13 protein-coding genes are annotated in these 12,821 nt (G+C 66.9%); 3 read left to right on the forward strand and 10 right to left on the reverse strand.

All coding sequences use genetic code 11. From position 1 onward, the window contains the following. Positions 1 to 4: 4 nt before the first annotated feature. The 4 genes from G3O00_RS32965 to G3O00_RS32980 form a co-directional block, all read right to left on the reverse strand. Positions 5 to 1,003, reverse strand: coding sequence for an NAD(P)H-dependent glycerol-3-phosphate dehydrogenase (locus tag G3O00_RS32965; protein ID WP_122946333.1), 999 nt, complete (start codon positions 1,001 to 1,003; stop codon positions 5 to 7). A 28-nt stretch (positions 1,004 to 1,031) separates the two neighbouring features. After that, a complete protein-coding gene (secB, locus tag G3O00_RS32970; protein ID WP_011353285.1) occupies positions 1,032 to 1,514 on the reverse strand; it encodes a protein-export chaperone SecB in 483 nt (160 codons plus the stop codon). A gap of 107 nt (positions 1,515 to 1,621) precedes the next feature. Then, positions 1,622 to 1,882: a glutaredoxin 3 gene (gene grxC, locus G3O00_RS32975; protein ID WP_039346228.1), complete on the reverse strand. Its 261-nt coding sequence runs from the start codon at positions 1,880 to 1,882 to the stop codon at positions 1,622 to 1,624. Beyond that, positions 1,879 to 2,301 carry a rhodanese-like domain-containing protein gene (locus tag G3O00_RS32980; protein WP_011353287.1) on the reverse strand — a complete coding sequence of 141 codons (423 nt, stop codon included), beginning with the start codon at positions 2,299 to 2,301 and terminating at the stop codon, positions 1,879 to 1,881. The genes grxC and G3O00_RS32980 overlap by 4 nt, the downstream gene beginning before the upstream one ends. A gap of 135 nt (positions 2,302 to 2,436) precedes the next feature. Between G3O00_RS32980 and gpmA the strand changes: the two genes are divergently transcribed. From gpmA to moeB, 3 genes are all read left to right on the forward strand, one after another. Further along, a complete protein-coding gene (gene gpmA / locus G3O00_RS32985) occupies positions 2,437 to 3,183 on the forward strand; it encodes a 2,3-diphosphoglycerate-dependent phosphoglycerate mutase (protein ID WP_041492964.1) in 747 nt (248 codons plus the stop codon). A gap of 300 nt (positions 3,184 to 3,483) precedes the next feature. Beyond that, positions 3,484 to 5,034, forward strand: coding sequence for a S41 family peptidase (locus G3O00_RS32990; protein ID WP_174930779.1), 1,551 nt, complete (start codon positions 3,484 to 3,486; stop codon positions 5,032 to 5,034). 104 nt (positions 5,035 to 5,138) lie between these two features. Further along, positions 5,139 to 5,891, forward strand: a complete 753-nt coding sequence (gene moeB / locus G3O00_RS32995) for a molybdopterin-synthase adenylyltransferase MoeB (protein ID WP_174989616.1) — start codon at positions 5,139 to 5,141, stop codon at positions 5,889 to 5,891. A 74-nt stretch (positions 5,892 to 5,965) separates the two neighbouring features. Here the strand turns inward: moeB and ptsP are convergent, their stop codons facing one another. From ptsP to G3O00_RS33025, 6 genes are all read right to left on the reverse strand, one after another. Further along, positions 5,966 to 7,738 (reverse strand): phosphoenolpyruvate--protein phosphotransferase, encoded by a 1,773-nt coding sequence (gene ptsP, locus G3O00_RS33000; protein ID WP_041493126.1) that lies wholly within the window; start codon positions 7,736 to 7,738, stop codon positions 5,966 to 5,968. A gap of 201 nt (positions 7,739 to 7,939) precedes the next feature. Further along, a complete protein-coding gene (locus G3O00_RS33005) occupies positions 7,940 to 8,209 on the reverse strand; it encodes an HPr family phosphocarrier protein (RefSeq protein ID WP_011353292.1) in 270 nt (89 codons plus the stop codon). Between the two features lie 73 nt (positions 8,210 to 8,282). Beyond that, positions 8,283 to 8,753, reverse strand: coding sequence for a PTS fructose transporter subunit IIA (locus tag G3O00_RS33010; protein WP_011353293.1), 471 nt, complete (start codon positions 8,751 to 8,753; stop codon positions 8,283 to 8,285). A gap of 231 nt (positions 8,754 to 8,984) precedes the next feature. Further along, entirely contained in the window at positions 8,985 to 9,941 is a 957-nt protein-coding gene (gshB, locus tag G3O00_RS33015; protein WP_011353294.1) for a glutathione synthase, read from the reverse strand. 26 nt (positions 9,942 to 9,967) lie between these two features. Then, positions 9,968 to 11,257, reverse strand: coding sequence for a glutamate--cysteine ligase (gshA, locus tag G3O00_RS33020; protein ID WP_174930781.1), 1,290 nt, complete (start codon positions 11,255 to 11,257; stop codon positions 9,968 to 9,970). A 244-nt stretch (positions 11,258 to 11,501) separates the two neighbouring features. Further along, positions 11,502 to 12,821: ammonium transporter (locus G3O00_RS33025; protein ID WP_241025446.1), on the reverse strand; the 1,320-nt coding region annotated here is incomplete at its 5' end.

Genomic DNA, 12,821 nt, shown 5'->3' on the forward strand with positions numbered 1-12,821 from the left:
TGCCCTACTCGGCGCGCGCGTCGCGCCGCAGCAGGCCGCTGACGGCGTCGCGCGGTGCGATGCCGTCGAACAGCACGCCGCACACGGCTTCGGTGATCGGCATTTCGATCGACTGCGCGCGCGCGATGGCCAGCACGGCCTGCGCGCAGCGCACGCCTTCGGCCACGTGGCCGAGCGCGCCGAGGATGTCGTTCAGCGTACGGCCGGCCGCCAGTTGCAGGCCGACCGTGCGGTTGCGCGACAGGTCGCCCGTGGCGGTGAGGATCAGGTCGCCCAGGCCCGTGAGGCCCGTGAAGGTTTCCGCACGGCCGCCGAGCGCGACGCCGAGGCGCGACATCTCGGCGAGGCCGCGCGTAATCAGCGCGGCGCGTGCGTTCAGCCCGAGACCGAGGCCGTCGGCGATGCCGGTCGCGATCGCGAGCACGTTCTTCACCGCGCCGCCGACCTCGACGCCGACCACGTCGTCGCCCGTATAGATCCGCATCGCGCCGTGATGGAACGCGGCGAGCGTGCGCTCGCGGCATTCGGCGGACGCGCTCGCCACCGTCAGCGCGACGGGCAGCGACTGCCCGACCTCGCGGGCGAAGCTCGGCCCCGACAGCACGCCGTTGCTGTGCTGTTCGGGCAACTCGGCCGCGATCACCTGATGCGGCAGCAGATGCGTGTCGGCCTCGAAGCCCTTGCAGACCCAGACGACGTGCGCAGGCACGCAGCCTGCGTCGCGCATCGCGTGGCACAGCGTGCGCAGCCCGGCCACGGGCGCGGCGATCACGCACAGTGCGTCGTCCGCGGCGCCATGCGCGAGCGCGGCGCCGAGATCGGCGTCGTAGCGCAATGCGTCAGGCAGCGCGATGCCGTCCAGATAGCGGGAATTTTCGTGCCGGGCCTGCAGCCCGGCGATGAGCGCGGCGTCGCGCGCCCACAGAAGCGTATCGTGCCGCGCGGCCAGATGGCCCGCGAGCGCGGTGCCCCAGGCACCGGCGCCGAGAACGGCTACTTTCATACCCAGCACCGGTCCTCCGAGTGAAACGTCAGTTCAGCGTCGTGCCGTTCGGTGCGCCTGCTGCGGCACCGGCCTGCTGCTGAAGCTGCGCGAGACGCTGCTCGTACAGCGCCTGGAAGTTGATTTCCGCCAGGTGGATCGGCGGGAAGCCCGCGCGCGTGATCGCGTCGGCGATGTTCGAACGCAGGTACGGGAACAGGATCGTCGGGCAAGCGATGCCGACGAGCGGATCGAGCTGTTCGTCCGGAATGTTGCGGATGTCGAAAATACCGGCCTGCTTCGCTTCGATCAGGAACGCGACCTTGTCCTTCACCTTCGCGGTGACGGTGCCCGACACGACGACTTCGAACACGCTTTCCGCGAGGCGGTCGGCCTTGACGTCGACTTCGACTTCAACCGACGGCATGTCCTGCTCGAGGAAGATCGCCGGCGAATTCGGCTGCTCGAGCGACATATCCTTCAGGTAGACGCGCTGGATGTTGAAGAACGGTTGGTTTTCGACGTCGGACATGGTGTATCCCTAAAAGTGGTGACGGGGCGGCCCGGCTTCGCGCCGGCCGCCACGGATGAATCCTGCGCGCCCAAGCCGCGGCGCGGCCGGCGGCCATTCTGCCCTAATCAGGCCGCTTGCAGAAGCGGTACGAGCCCGCCTTCGCGGTCGAGCTTCGACAGATCGTCGTAACCGCCGACGTGCGTGTCGCCGATATAGATCTGCGGCACCGTGCGGCGCCCCGTGCGCGTCATCATTTCGTCGCGGCGGGCCGGATCGCGGTCGATCAGCACCTTCTCGATCTGCTCGACACCGCGCAGCTTCAGCAGGCGCTCGGCCTGGATGCAATACGGACACACCTGCGTGCTGTACATCAAAACCTTGTTCACTTCGCCACTCCTTGTTTGACGACCGGCATCCCGGCCTGCTGCCAGGCGGCCACGCCGCCCTCGAGCACGTGCACCTCGGCGTAACCCGCCGCCTCGACCTCGCGCGCCGCCTTCTGCGACTGCTGGCCGTTCTGGCAGACGAGCAGCACCGGGGTGCTCTTGTTCTTCGCGACTTGCGCGATCTTCGTGCCGATCTCGCCCGCCGCGACCTGACGTGCCGACGGCAGGTGGCCGGCAGCGAAATCGGACGCGGCGCGCACGTCGATCACGACCGCGTTGCGGCGGTTGATGAGTTGCGTCGCCTCTGCGGCGGACAGGCCGCCACGGCCGCGGCGCAGCGCGGGCCAGGCCAGCAGGCCGCCGGATACCACCAGGATCGCGATAAGGGCCAGGTTGGTGTAATCGGTAAAGAACGTCACGGAATTCCGCCGGAAAAAGAGAAATCGGATGAGGACAATCCTGCCATTATAAAATAACCGTCTTGCGCGATGGCGGGCCCGGGTCGGGTCCTGCTCGACGCGCCACAGCTTCCTTCACTACCGACCGCAAGATCCATGTACAAACTCGTTCTCATCCGCCACGGCGAATCGACGTGGAACAAGGAAAACCGCTTCACCGGCTGGGTCGACGTCGACCTGACCGAACAGGGTCGCAACGAGGCCTATCAGGCCGGCGAATTGCTCAAGGAGGCCGGCTACACGTTCGACATCGCGTACACGTCGGTGCTCAAGCGCGCGATCCGCACGCTGTGGCACGTGCAGGACAAGATGGACCTCATGTACCTGCCGGTCGTCCACTCGTGGCGCCTGAACGAGCGCCACTACGGCGCGCTGTCGGGCCTGAACAAGGCCGAAACGGCCGCGAAGTTCGGCGACGACCAGGTGCTCGTGTGGCGCCGCAGCTACGACACGCCGCCGCCCGCGCTCGAGGCGACCGACGAACGCGCGCCGTTCAACGACCCGCGCTACGCGAAGGTGCCGCGCGAGCAGCTGCCGCTCACCGAGTGCCTGAAGGACACGGTCGCGCGCGTGCTGCCGCTGTGGAACGAGTCGATCGCCCCGGCGGTCCGCGCCGGCAAGCAGGTGCTGATCGCCGCGCACGGCAACTCGCTGCGCGCGCTGATCAAGTACCTCGACGGCATCTCGGACAGCGACATCGTCGGCCTGAACATCCCGAACGGCGTGCCGCTCGTGTATGAGCTCGACGAAAACCTGAAGCCGATCAAGCACTATTACCTCGGCGACCAGGACGCGATCGCGCAGGCGCAAGCCGCCGTCGCGAAGCAGGGCAAGGCGGGCTGACGCCCGTCGGCCGGGTGAGCCGGGTGAGCCGGGTGAGCCGGGTGAGCCGAGCGGGCCGCGTCCGGTGCGGCCTGCCCGGCCCCGGCCCTTGCCCGGCGCACCGCGCGAACCTTCGCGGCTCCGGCGCTGTCGAATCCGCTTTCGAACCCGCAGCGCATCCGGCGGTGCCCCGCCGGGCCGGCTCCGGGCCCTTTTCGACGCTTTTCGCGCCGTTCCACTGAGTTATCGGACGAACAGTTATACTTGTCCGCTACATCATCCCCGCTACCGCCACGCGCTTCCCGACCGCACCAGATCTCTATGCGAATGAAATTGAAGAACATCGGCCTGATTGCCGCGGGCCTCGCCACGGGCGTGTTCGCCACGCTGCAGGTTTCCGCATCGGCCGAGCAGACCGCCACGGCGCCGCTTCCCCTCGACCAGCTCCGCCTGTTCGCGGAAGTCTTCGGACAGATCAAGCGCGAGTACGTCGAACCGGTCGACGACAAGAAGCTGCTGACGGCTGCGATCAAGGGCATGGTGTCGAGCCTCGACCCGCACTCGTCGTTCCTCGACAAGACCGACTATGACGAGCTGCAGGAGCAGACGAAGGGCCGCTTCGCGGGTCTCGGCATCGAGATCTCGCAGGAAGACGGCCTCGTCAAGGTGATCTCGCCGATCGAGGATACCCCCGCGTTCCGCGCCGGCATCCGTCCGGGCGACCTGATCACCCGCATCAACGACAAGCCGGTGCGCGGCATGACGCTCGACAAGGCCGTGAAGCAGATGCGCGGCGAGCCGGGCACCAAGGTCACGCTGACGATCTTCCGCAAGAGCGACGACCGCACGTTCCCGGTCACCGTCACGCGCGCGATCATCAAGGTCCAGAGCGTGAAGATGAAGATCCTCGATCCGGGCTACGCGTATGTCCGCATCACGAGCTTCCAGGAGCGCACGACGCCCGATCTCGCCCAGAAGCTGCAGGACATCGCACGCCAGCAGCCGAACCTGAAGGGCCTCGTCCTCGACCTGCGCAACAACGGCGGCGGCCTGCTGCAGAGCGCGGTCGGCGTGGCCGGCGCGTTCCTGCCGCCCGACTCCGTCGTCGTGTCGACCAACGGCCAGATCGCCGATTCGAAGCAGGTCTACCGCGATACGTACGACAACTATCGCCTGCCGTCCTTCGACGGCGATCCGCTGAAGAACCTGCCGCCGGTCTTCAAGACCGTGCCGATGATCGTGCTGACGAACGCCTATTCGGCGTCCGCGTCGGAAATCGTCGCCGGTGCGCTGCAGGATTCGAAGCGCGCGCAGATCATGGGCAAGACGACGTTCGGCAAGGGTTCGGTGCAGACGGTACGCCCGATGACGGCCGACACCGCACTGCGCCTGACCACCGCGTACTACTACACGCCGAGCGGCCGTTCGATCCAGAACAAGGGCATCACGCCGGACGTGCCGGTCGATCAGTACGCGGACGGCGATCCGGACGACGTGCTCGTGACGCGTGAGGTCGATTACTCGAACCACCTTGCGAACACGCAGGATCCGAACGAGAAGAAGGAACAGGAAGACCGCGAGCAGCGCCGCATGGATCAGCTGCGCATTCTCGAAGAGCAGAACGACAAGAAGACGCCGGAGCAGCGCCAGAAGGATCGCGATCGCAAGCCGATCGAGTTCGGCAGCGCCGACGACTTCATGATGCAGCAGGCGCTCAACAAGCTCGAAGGCAAGCCGGTCCAGGAATCGAAGTCGCTGCTCGCCGAGAGCACGACGAAGAGCCCGACCGGCAAGGCCGCGGCATCCTCGAAGGCATCGGGCGCAAGCGCGAAGCCGGCAGCCGCACCGAAGCCCGCGTCAGCGCCGCAGTAAGCGCCGGCCGGCATCCGACGGGCCATCGCGGGAAGACCGTGATGGCCCGTTTTTCATGCGCGCCTAAAATAACGACACCTCCGCCGCCTCGCCCACGACTCCCCATGAACGACGATCAACTCCTTCGCTACTCCCGTCACATCCTCGTCGACGAAATCGGCATCGAGGCGCAGCAGCGCTTTCTCGATGCGCATGCGATCGTGGTCGGCGCAGGTGGCCTCGGCTCACCCGCCGCGATGTACCTCGCGGCATCGGGCGTCGGCACGATCACGCTCGTCGACGCCGATACGGTCGACCTCACGAACCTGCAGCGGCAGATCCTGCACGTGACGGCATCGGTCGGCCGCCACAAGGTCGAATCGGGGCGCGACGCGCTCGCCCAGCTGAACCCCGAGGTGAAGGTGAACGCGGTCGCGGAGCGTGTCGACGACGCGTGGCTCGATGCGCACGTGCCGCATGCGACCGTCGTGCTCGACTGCACCGACAACTTCGCGACGCGGCATGCGATCAACCGCGCGTGCGTCGCGCACGGCGTGCCGCTCGTGTCGGGCGCCGCGCTGCGTTTCGACGGCCAGATCAGCACGTTCGATTTCCGCGACCCGGCCGCGCCCTGCTATGCGTGCGTGTTTCCGGAAGACCAGCCGTTCGAGGAAGTCGCGTGCGCGACGATGGGCGTGTTCGCGCCGACGGTCGGGATCATCGGCGCAATGCAGGCCGCCGAGGCGCTGCGCGTGATCGGCGAAATCGGCAAGACGCTCAACGGGCGGCTGATGATGCTCGATTCGCTGCGGATGGAATGGACGACGATGAAAATCGCGCGCCAGGCCGACTGCCCCGTGTGCGGGGGCCGGCACTGACGCGCGACGGGCATGCGCCGGGCGGCGCATGCGTGGTGACACTTCGCTACGATTAGCGGCGATGCGGACGCCTGCTACGCTGCGGCGTCCGCGCGCGGCTCCGCGACCGACAGGCGCTGCAACGCGGCCTGCACTTCCTCCGGCTCGAACGCGGCGAGCACGTCGGCCGTCGGCTTTTCGAGCGCCTTCAGGTGCGCGCGCAGGATCTCCTGCTTCACGACGAGCAGCTGGCTCGGGTGCATCGAGAACTCGGTGAGCCCCATCCCGAGCAACAGGCGCGTGAGCGCCGGATCGCCGGCCATCTCCCCGCACACCGACACGGACACACCCGCGCGCTTCGCTTCGCGCAGCGTATAGGCGATCAGGTGCAGCACCGCCGGATGCAGCGGGTCGTAAAGGTGCGCGACCGCGTTGTCCGCACGGTCGATCGCGAGCGTGTACTGGATCAGGTCGTTCGTGCCGATCGACAGGAAATCGAACCGCTTCAGGAACAGCGGCAGCGCAATCGCCGCGGCCGGAATCTCGATCATCGCGCCGAGGCGCACGTTCGGGTCGTACGCGAGCCCCGCGTCGTCGAGCTGGCGCTTCGCCTCGCGGATCAGGTCGAGCGTCTGGTCGATCTCCTGCGCGTGCGCGAGCATCGGGATCAGGATCTTCACCTGGCCGAACGCGGACGCGCGCAGGATCGCGCGCAACTGCGTGAGGAACATCTGCGGCTCGGACAGGCTCCAGCGGATCGCGCGCAGGCCGAGCGCCGGGTTCGGCGCCGTCTCGTAGCCTTCGTCGAGTGCCTCGAGCGGCTTGTCCGCGCCGACGTCGATCGTGCGGATCGTCACCGGCATGCCCTTCATCCACTCGACGGCCCGCTTGTACGCGGCGAACTGCTCCTCCTCCTCCGGCATCTCCTTCTGATGCATGAACAGGAACTCGGAACGGAACAGCCCGACGCCGACCGCACCGGCGTCGACGGCCGCCTTCGCGTCGTCGGGCAGCTCGATGTTCGCGTACAGCTCGATCTTGGTGCCGCACAACGTTTGCGTCGGCGAGAACTTCAAACGCTGCAGCTTGCGTTGCTCCAGCAGCTTCTCGGACTGCCGGTACGAATATTCCTCGAGGACGATCGGCGCCGGATCGACGATCACGATGCCCTGGTCGCCGTCGACGATGATCAGGTCGTCCTGGCGGATCAGCGCGCTCGCGTGCTGCACGCCGACCGCGGCCGGAATGCCGAGGCTGCGCGCGACGATCGCCGTATGCGACGTGCGCCCGCCGAGGTCGGTGACGAACGCCTGGAACGACTGCGACTTGAACTGCATCATGTCGGCCGGCGCGATGTCGTGCGCGACGACGATCATCTCGTTCGTGCCGTTCCTGGCCGCGCGGTCCAGTGCCTGCGACGCCGACGGTGCACCGGCGAGCGCCTTCAGCACGCGCTCGACCACCTGCTCGATGTCGGCCTTGCGCTCGCGCAGGTATTCGTCCTCGATGTCGTCAAAGTGGCGCGTGAGCAGCTCGAGCTGCTCGGTCAGCGCCCACTCGACGTTGTAGCGGCGCGTGCGGATCAGGTCGATGGTTTCCTGCACGAGCATCTCGTCGCTCAGGATCATCGCGTGGACGTCGATGAAGGCACCGACTTCGCTCGGGGTGTCGTCGGTCAGGTCGGCGCGCAGCGCTTCGAGTTCGTGATGCACGACCTCGAGCGCCGTGCGGAAGCGCTCGACCTCCGCATCGATCTGGTTTGCCTCGACCAGGTAATGGGCGACGTCGAGCGCCGCCGGCGCGATCAGATACGCTCGCCCGATCGCGATACCACGTGAGACGGGAATGCCATGCAGCGTGAAGGACACGCGCACCTCCTCTGTACAAGTAAAGCCGCGGCACACTGCTGCGATGCGCTTATGACCCCGGTTAGCGATTATAAATTCCGCGACTCCCCGCTGACTGCATGCACCGCAGCATTGCGCATTCCGCATCAATGCTTCCGACGAAAAAAATGCCGCGGATTCCGCGGCATTCTGACTGGAAACGGCAACGATCCCGCGTACGGATCACTGGCCTTCGCCGAACTTGTCGGCGATCAGCTTCAGCAGCGCGTCCATCGCTTCCTGCTCGTCGGACCCTTCGGTCTCGATCGTCACGGTGCTGCCGATGCCCGCCGCCAGCATCATCACGCCCATGATGCTCTTCGCATTGATCTTGCGCCCGTTGCGCGTCATCCAGACTTCCGACTGGAAGTTGCCGGCCAGTTGCGTAAGCTTGGCCGATGCGCGCGCATGGAGCCCCAATTTATTGACGATGGTGGTTTCTTGTTGAAGCATGATTCTCGGTCGGGTCGGTCGGGGCCGCCGGCGGCGCGCGTCGGCGGTGCTGTCTAAAACGGAAAACGGGAAATCAGTGCGATTCGGTGCGCGGCTGCGGTTCGGGCGGAATCGGCGCGCACTGGCCGCAGCCGGTTTCCGTCGGCGGCGGCGGCGTACCGGCCGACACCTCGTGGACGCCCTTCGCGCCGCCGGACAGCGCCTTGTCGACCAGCTTGTCGAGCGGCACGGTGCGGTAGCAGACGGCCCGCACGAGCATCGGCAGGTTCACGCCCGCGAGCACGCGCACGTTGTCGATCTTGGCCAGCTGGCCCGCGATGTTCGCGGGTGTCGCGCCGTACATGTCGGTCAGCACGACCACGCCGTTCTCTTCCTTGAGCCGCGCGAGTTCCGCGTGCGCGAACGCCATCACCTGGGTCGGATCGCTGTCCGCCGTCACGTCGATACAGCCGATGCGGGCGGGCACGCCGCCATAGATGTGCGCGATGCAGTCCCGCAGCGCGGTGGCGAGCGGAGCGTGCGCGATGATCAGGATCCCGGCCATGTCAGATCGCTCCCGGCCGCCCCTGGCGGGCCGACACCCCGCGGCGGGGCAATGAGCGTAGCGAGTGTGGGAAACGTTCCATGTTCAGCCTTGCAACAGTTTCGGCCCGACCGCCGGGCCTTTGATGCGCGATCGCGGCACCGGGCAAGCGGGCATTGTAGCAGGCCGGTCGAACTGCTCCGGCGACGGGGGACCTGCGCGGCCGCCGCCGGGGTTGCGCGGGAAAGCGGCCTACGCGGCCGCACGCTCCAGCGCGTCGATGAACATCGCGGCGACGTCGAAGCCCGTCTGCTCCATGATCTCGCGGAAGCACGTCGGACTCGTGACGTTCACCTCAGTCAGCCAGTCGCCGATCGCATCGAGGCCGACCAGCAGCAACCCGCGTGCCGCAAGCACCGGCCCGAGCGTTTCGGCGATCTCGCGATCGCGCGCGGTCAGCGGCTGCGCAACGCCGAGCCCGCCCGCCGCCAGATTGCCGCGCACTTCGCTGCCCTGCGGAATCCGTGCGAGCGAAAACGGCACCGGCTCGCCGCCGATCAGCAGGATGCGCTTGTCGCCGGCCTTGATCTCGGGGATGAATTTCTGCGCCATCACCGAGCGCGTGCCGTCGTGGCTCAGCATCTCGATGATCGAACCGAGGTTCATGCCGTCCGGCTTCACGCGGAACACGCCCATCCCGCCCATCCCGTCGAGCGGCTTCAGGATCACGTCGCCATGCTCGGCGTGGAACGCGCGCAGCCGTTTCGCGTCGCGCGTGACCAGTGTCGGCGCGACGAACTGCGGAAACTCGCCGATCGCGAGCTTCTCCGAATGGTCGCGGATCGACTGCGCCTTGTTGAACACGCGCGCGCCGGCGCGCTCGGCCAGCTCCAGCAGCCAGGTCGACGTCACGTATTCCATGTCGAACGGCGGATCCTTGCGCATCAGCACCGCGCCGAACGATTCGAGGCGGCGCGCGTCGACCGGCCCGGCCTCGTACCACGTCTCGCGATGCAGGTCGTCCGGGTCGCCGACGAACGTGATGCGGCGCACGTCGGCCTCGACGGCCGAACCCGTCCAAGCGAGGTGGTTCGGCTCGCACGCGTACACCGCGTGCCCGCGCCGCGCCGCCTCAGCCATCATCGCGTAGGTCGAATCCTTGTAGATCTTGAAGCGCTCGAGCGGGTCGGCGATAAAGAGAATGTCCATGAGGTCCTGTACTTGGCGAAGGTCCGTTACACCTGGATGGCTTCGGGATCGGTCTTTTCCAGTTCGATCGACGACGCGATCAGCGACAGCCGCGCGACGACGCCGTACATATAGAAACGGTTCGGCGGCGCGGCACCCGGCTTCGCGCCCGCATCCGGCAGCGCGGTGTGCTCGAAGCCGAGCGGCACGTAGTGCATGCCGGGCGCGTTCAGGTTCTGGTCGCGCTCGCGGCCGGCGTGTGTGCGGTAGAAGCCGCCGACCACATAGCGGTCGATCATGTACACGACGGGCTCGGCGACTTCATCGCCGACACGCTCGAACGTATAGACGCCTTCCTGCACGATCACGTCGCGCACCGCGAGGCCGGCCTTCGACTCGGCCATCTGCGCGCGCTCGGCCTTCGACAGGCGGCCGATCTCGGCCGCGTCGTGCACGGTCATCACGCCGCGCCCCGCCGTGCCCGCGTCGGCCTTGACGACCACGTACGGCTTTTCGCTGATCCCGTATTCGCGGTACTTGCGCGCGATCTTCTTCAGCACGCCGTCGATCGCGTCGGCGAGCGCCTGCTCGCCTTCATGCGCCTGCCAGTCGACGCCTTCCACGTGCGCGAAATACGGATTCACCATCCACGGATCGACGCCGACCATCTTCGCGAACTTCTTCGCGACGTCGTCGTAGCACGAGAAGTGCGTCGACTTGCGGCGCACGGCCCAGCCCGCGTGCAGCGGCGGCAGCAGGTACTGCTCGTGCAGGTTTTCCAGCACGGCCGGGATGCCGGCCGACAGGTCGTTGTTCAGCAGGATCGAGCACGGATCGAAATTCTTCAGGCCGAGGCGGCGCTGCGAACGCTCGAGCGGTTCGAGCACGATCTTCTGGCCGTCGGCCAGCGTGATCGGCGTCATGTCGGTGATGCTCGGGTCGAGCGAGCCGAAGCGCACGTTCAGGCCGGCCTGGCGCATGATCGTCGCGAGCCGTGCGACGTTTTCGAGGTAGAACGCGTTGCGGGTCGGCAGCTCGGGAATCACGAGCAGGTTCTTCGCGTCCGGGCAGATCTTCTCGATCGCGGCCATCGCGGCCTGGACGGCGAGCGGCAGCACTTCGGACGGCAGATTGTTGAATGCGCCGGGAAACAGATTCGCGTCGACGGGCGCCAGCTTGAAGCCGGCATTGCGCAGGTCCACCGAACAATAGAACGGCGGGGTATGTTCCTGCCATTCGAGCCTGAACCAGCGTTCGATCGCAGGCGTCGCGTCGAGGATCTTCTGCTCGAGTTCAAGCAGCGGACCGTTCAACGCGGTAACGAGGTGGGGAACCATGAATCACTCGCGAGCGGGAGAATGAAGATTGTAGAGCAATTGCCCTGCCCATTTGGGGATTGTTCCCGGCTTCGCAAGGGTTTGGAGGAAGTTTTCGGCTATTGACCCGATAGCGCGAAGGGTTATGCGCTACGGCAGTGGGTGACAGGAGAAAAAAAGCCCGCCGGGTGGGGCGGGCCGAAGTCGCTGCGCTCATTCATCGCGGGCGCCGTCGTCGCGGCGGCCCGCCGGTCATTCTTGTGACTTATTCGACATGCTCGCCGTGCAGGACCACGTCGAGGCCTTCGCGCTCTTCTTCTTCCGACACGCGCAAGCCGATCGTGAGATCGATCAGCTTCAGGAGCACGAAGCTCAGCACGCCGCTGTAGACCAGCGTGATCAGCACGCCCTTGGCCTGCAGCAGCAGGCTGCCGTCGGCGCCGCCGATGTCCTTGACCGCGAACACGCCCGTCAGCAGCGCGCCGAGAATCCCGCCCACGCCGTGCACGCCGAACGCGTCGAGCGAATCGTCATAGCCGAGCTTCGACTTGAGCCACGTCGCCGACCAGAAGCACACGACGCCGGCCGCGATGCCGATCACCAGCGCGCCCGGCACGCCGACGAAGCCGGCCGCCGGCGTGATCGCGACGAGACCCGCGACCGCACCCGACACGATGCCGAGCACCGACGGCTTGCCGTGCGAGATCCACTCGGCGAACATCCAGCCGAGCGCCGCGCAGGCCGTCGCGACTTGCGTCGTCAGCATCGCGAAGCCGGCACGACCGTCGGCCGCGACGGCGGAACCCGCGTTGAAGCCGAACCAGCCGACCCACAGCATCGAGCCGCCGATCATCGTCAGCACGAGGTTGTGCGGCGCCATCGATTCTCGGCCGAAGCCGACGCGCTTGCCGAGCATCAGGCACGACACGAGGCCCGCGATACCGGCGTTGATGTGCACCACCGTGCCGCCCGCGAAGTCGAGCACGCCGTCCGACGACAGCCAGCCGGTCGGCTCCCACACCATGTGCGCGATCGGCACATAGACGATCAGCGACCAGAGCGTCATGAACACGAGCATCGCCGAGAACTTCATCCGGTCGGCGAACGCGCCGCAGATCAGCGCCGGCGTGATGATCGCGAACGTCATCTGGTAGACGAAGTAGACCGATTCCGGAATCGTCGGCGCGAGGTGGCTGACGGTCAGCGTCGTCGCCTTGTCGCCGTGGATGTAGTTCATCCCGTGCAGGAACGCGCGCGACAGGCCGCCGATGAAGCCGTTGCCCGGCGTGAACGCGAGGCTGTAGCCGACCACCGTCCACAGCACCGTGATCACCGCGGTGATCGCGAAGCTCTGCATCACGGTCGCGAGCACGTTCTTCTTGCGGACCATGCCCGCGTAGAACAGCGCGAGGCCGGGGATCGTCATGAACAGCACGAGCGCGGTGGAGGTCAGCATCCACGCGGTGTCGCCCGAGTTGATCTTCGACGAATCGACGGAGAACGGCGCGGTCGGCGCGGCGGGTGCGGCCGGTGCTGAAGCGGCGGCGGCAGCCGATGCGTCGGTGGCGCCCGAGGCCGGTGCGGC

Origin of the sequence: Burkholderia sp. Ac-20384 (assembly GCF_017104605.1) — a bacterium.
GTDB classification, from domain to species: Bacteria; Pseudomonadota; Gammaproteobacteria; order Burkholderiales; family Burkholderiaceae; genus Burkholderia; species Burkholderia lata.

Bases quoted from the DNA above. Each gene is read 5' to 3' on its own strand.
- G3O00_RS32965 (WP_122946333.1), bottom strand. From the start codon at position 1,003: ATGAAAGTAGCCGTTCTCGGCGCCGGTGCCTGGGGCACCGCGCTCGCG.
- secB (WP_011353285.1), bottom strand. From the start codon at position 1,514: ATGTCCGACGTCGAAAACCAACCGTTCTTCAACATCCAGCGCGTCTAC.
- gpmA (WP_041492964.1), top strand. From the start codon at position 2,437: ATGTACAAACTCGTTCTCATCCGCCACGGCGAATCGACGTGGAACAAG.
- G3O00_RS32990 (WP_174930779.1), top strand. From the start codon at position 3,484: ATGCGAATGAAATTGAAGAACATCGGCCTGATTGCCGCGGGCCTCGCC.
- moeB (WP_174989616.1), top strand. From the start codon at position 5,139: ATGAACGACGATCAACTCCTTCGCTACTCCCGTCACATCCTCGTCGAC.
- G3O00_RS33005 (WP_011353292.1), bottom strand. From the start codon at position 8,209: ATGCTTCAACAAGAAACCACCATCGTCAATAAATTGGGGCTCCATGCG.
- G3O00_RS33010 (WP_011353293.1), bottom strand. From the start codon at position 8,753: ATGGCCGGGATCCTGATCATCGCGCACGCTCCGCTCGCCACCGCGCTG.
- gshB (WP_011353294.1), bottom strand. From the start codon at position 9,941: ATGGACATTCTCTTTATCGCCGACCCGCTCGAGCGCTTCAAGATCTAC.
- gshA (WP_174930781.1), bottom strand. From the start codon at position 11,257: ATGGTTCCCCACCTCGTTACCGCGTTGAACGGTCCGCTGCTTGAACTC.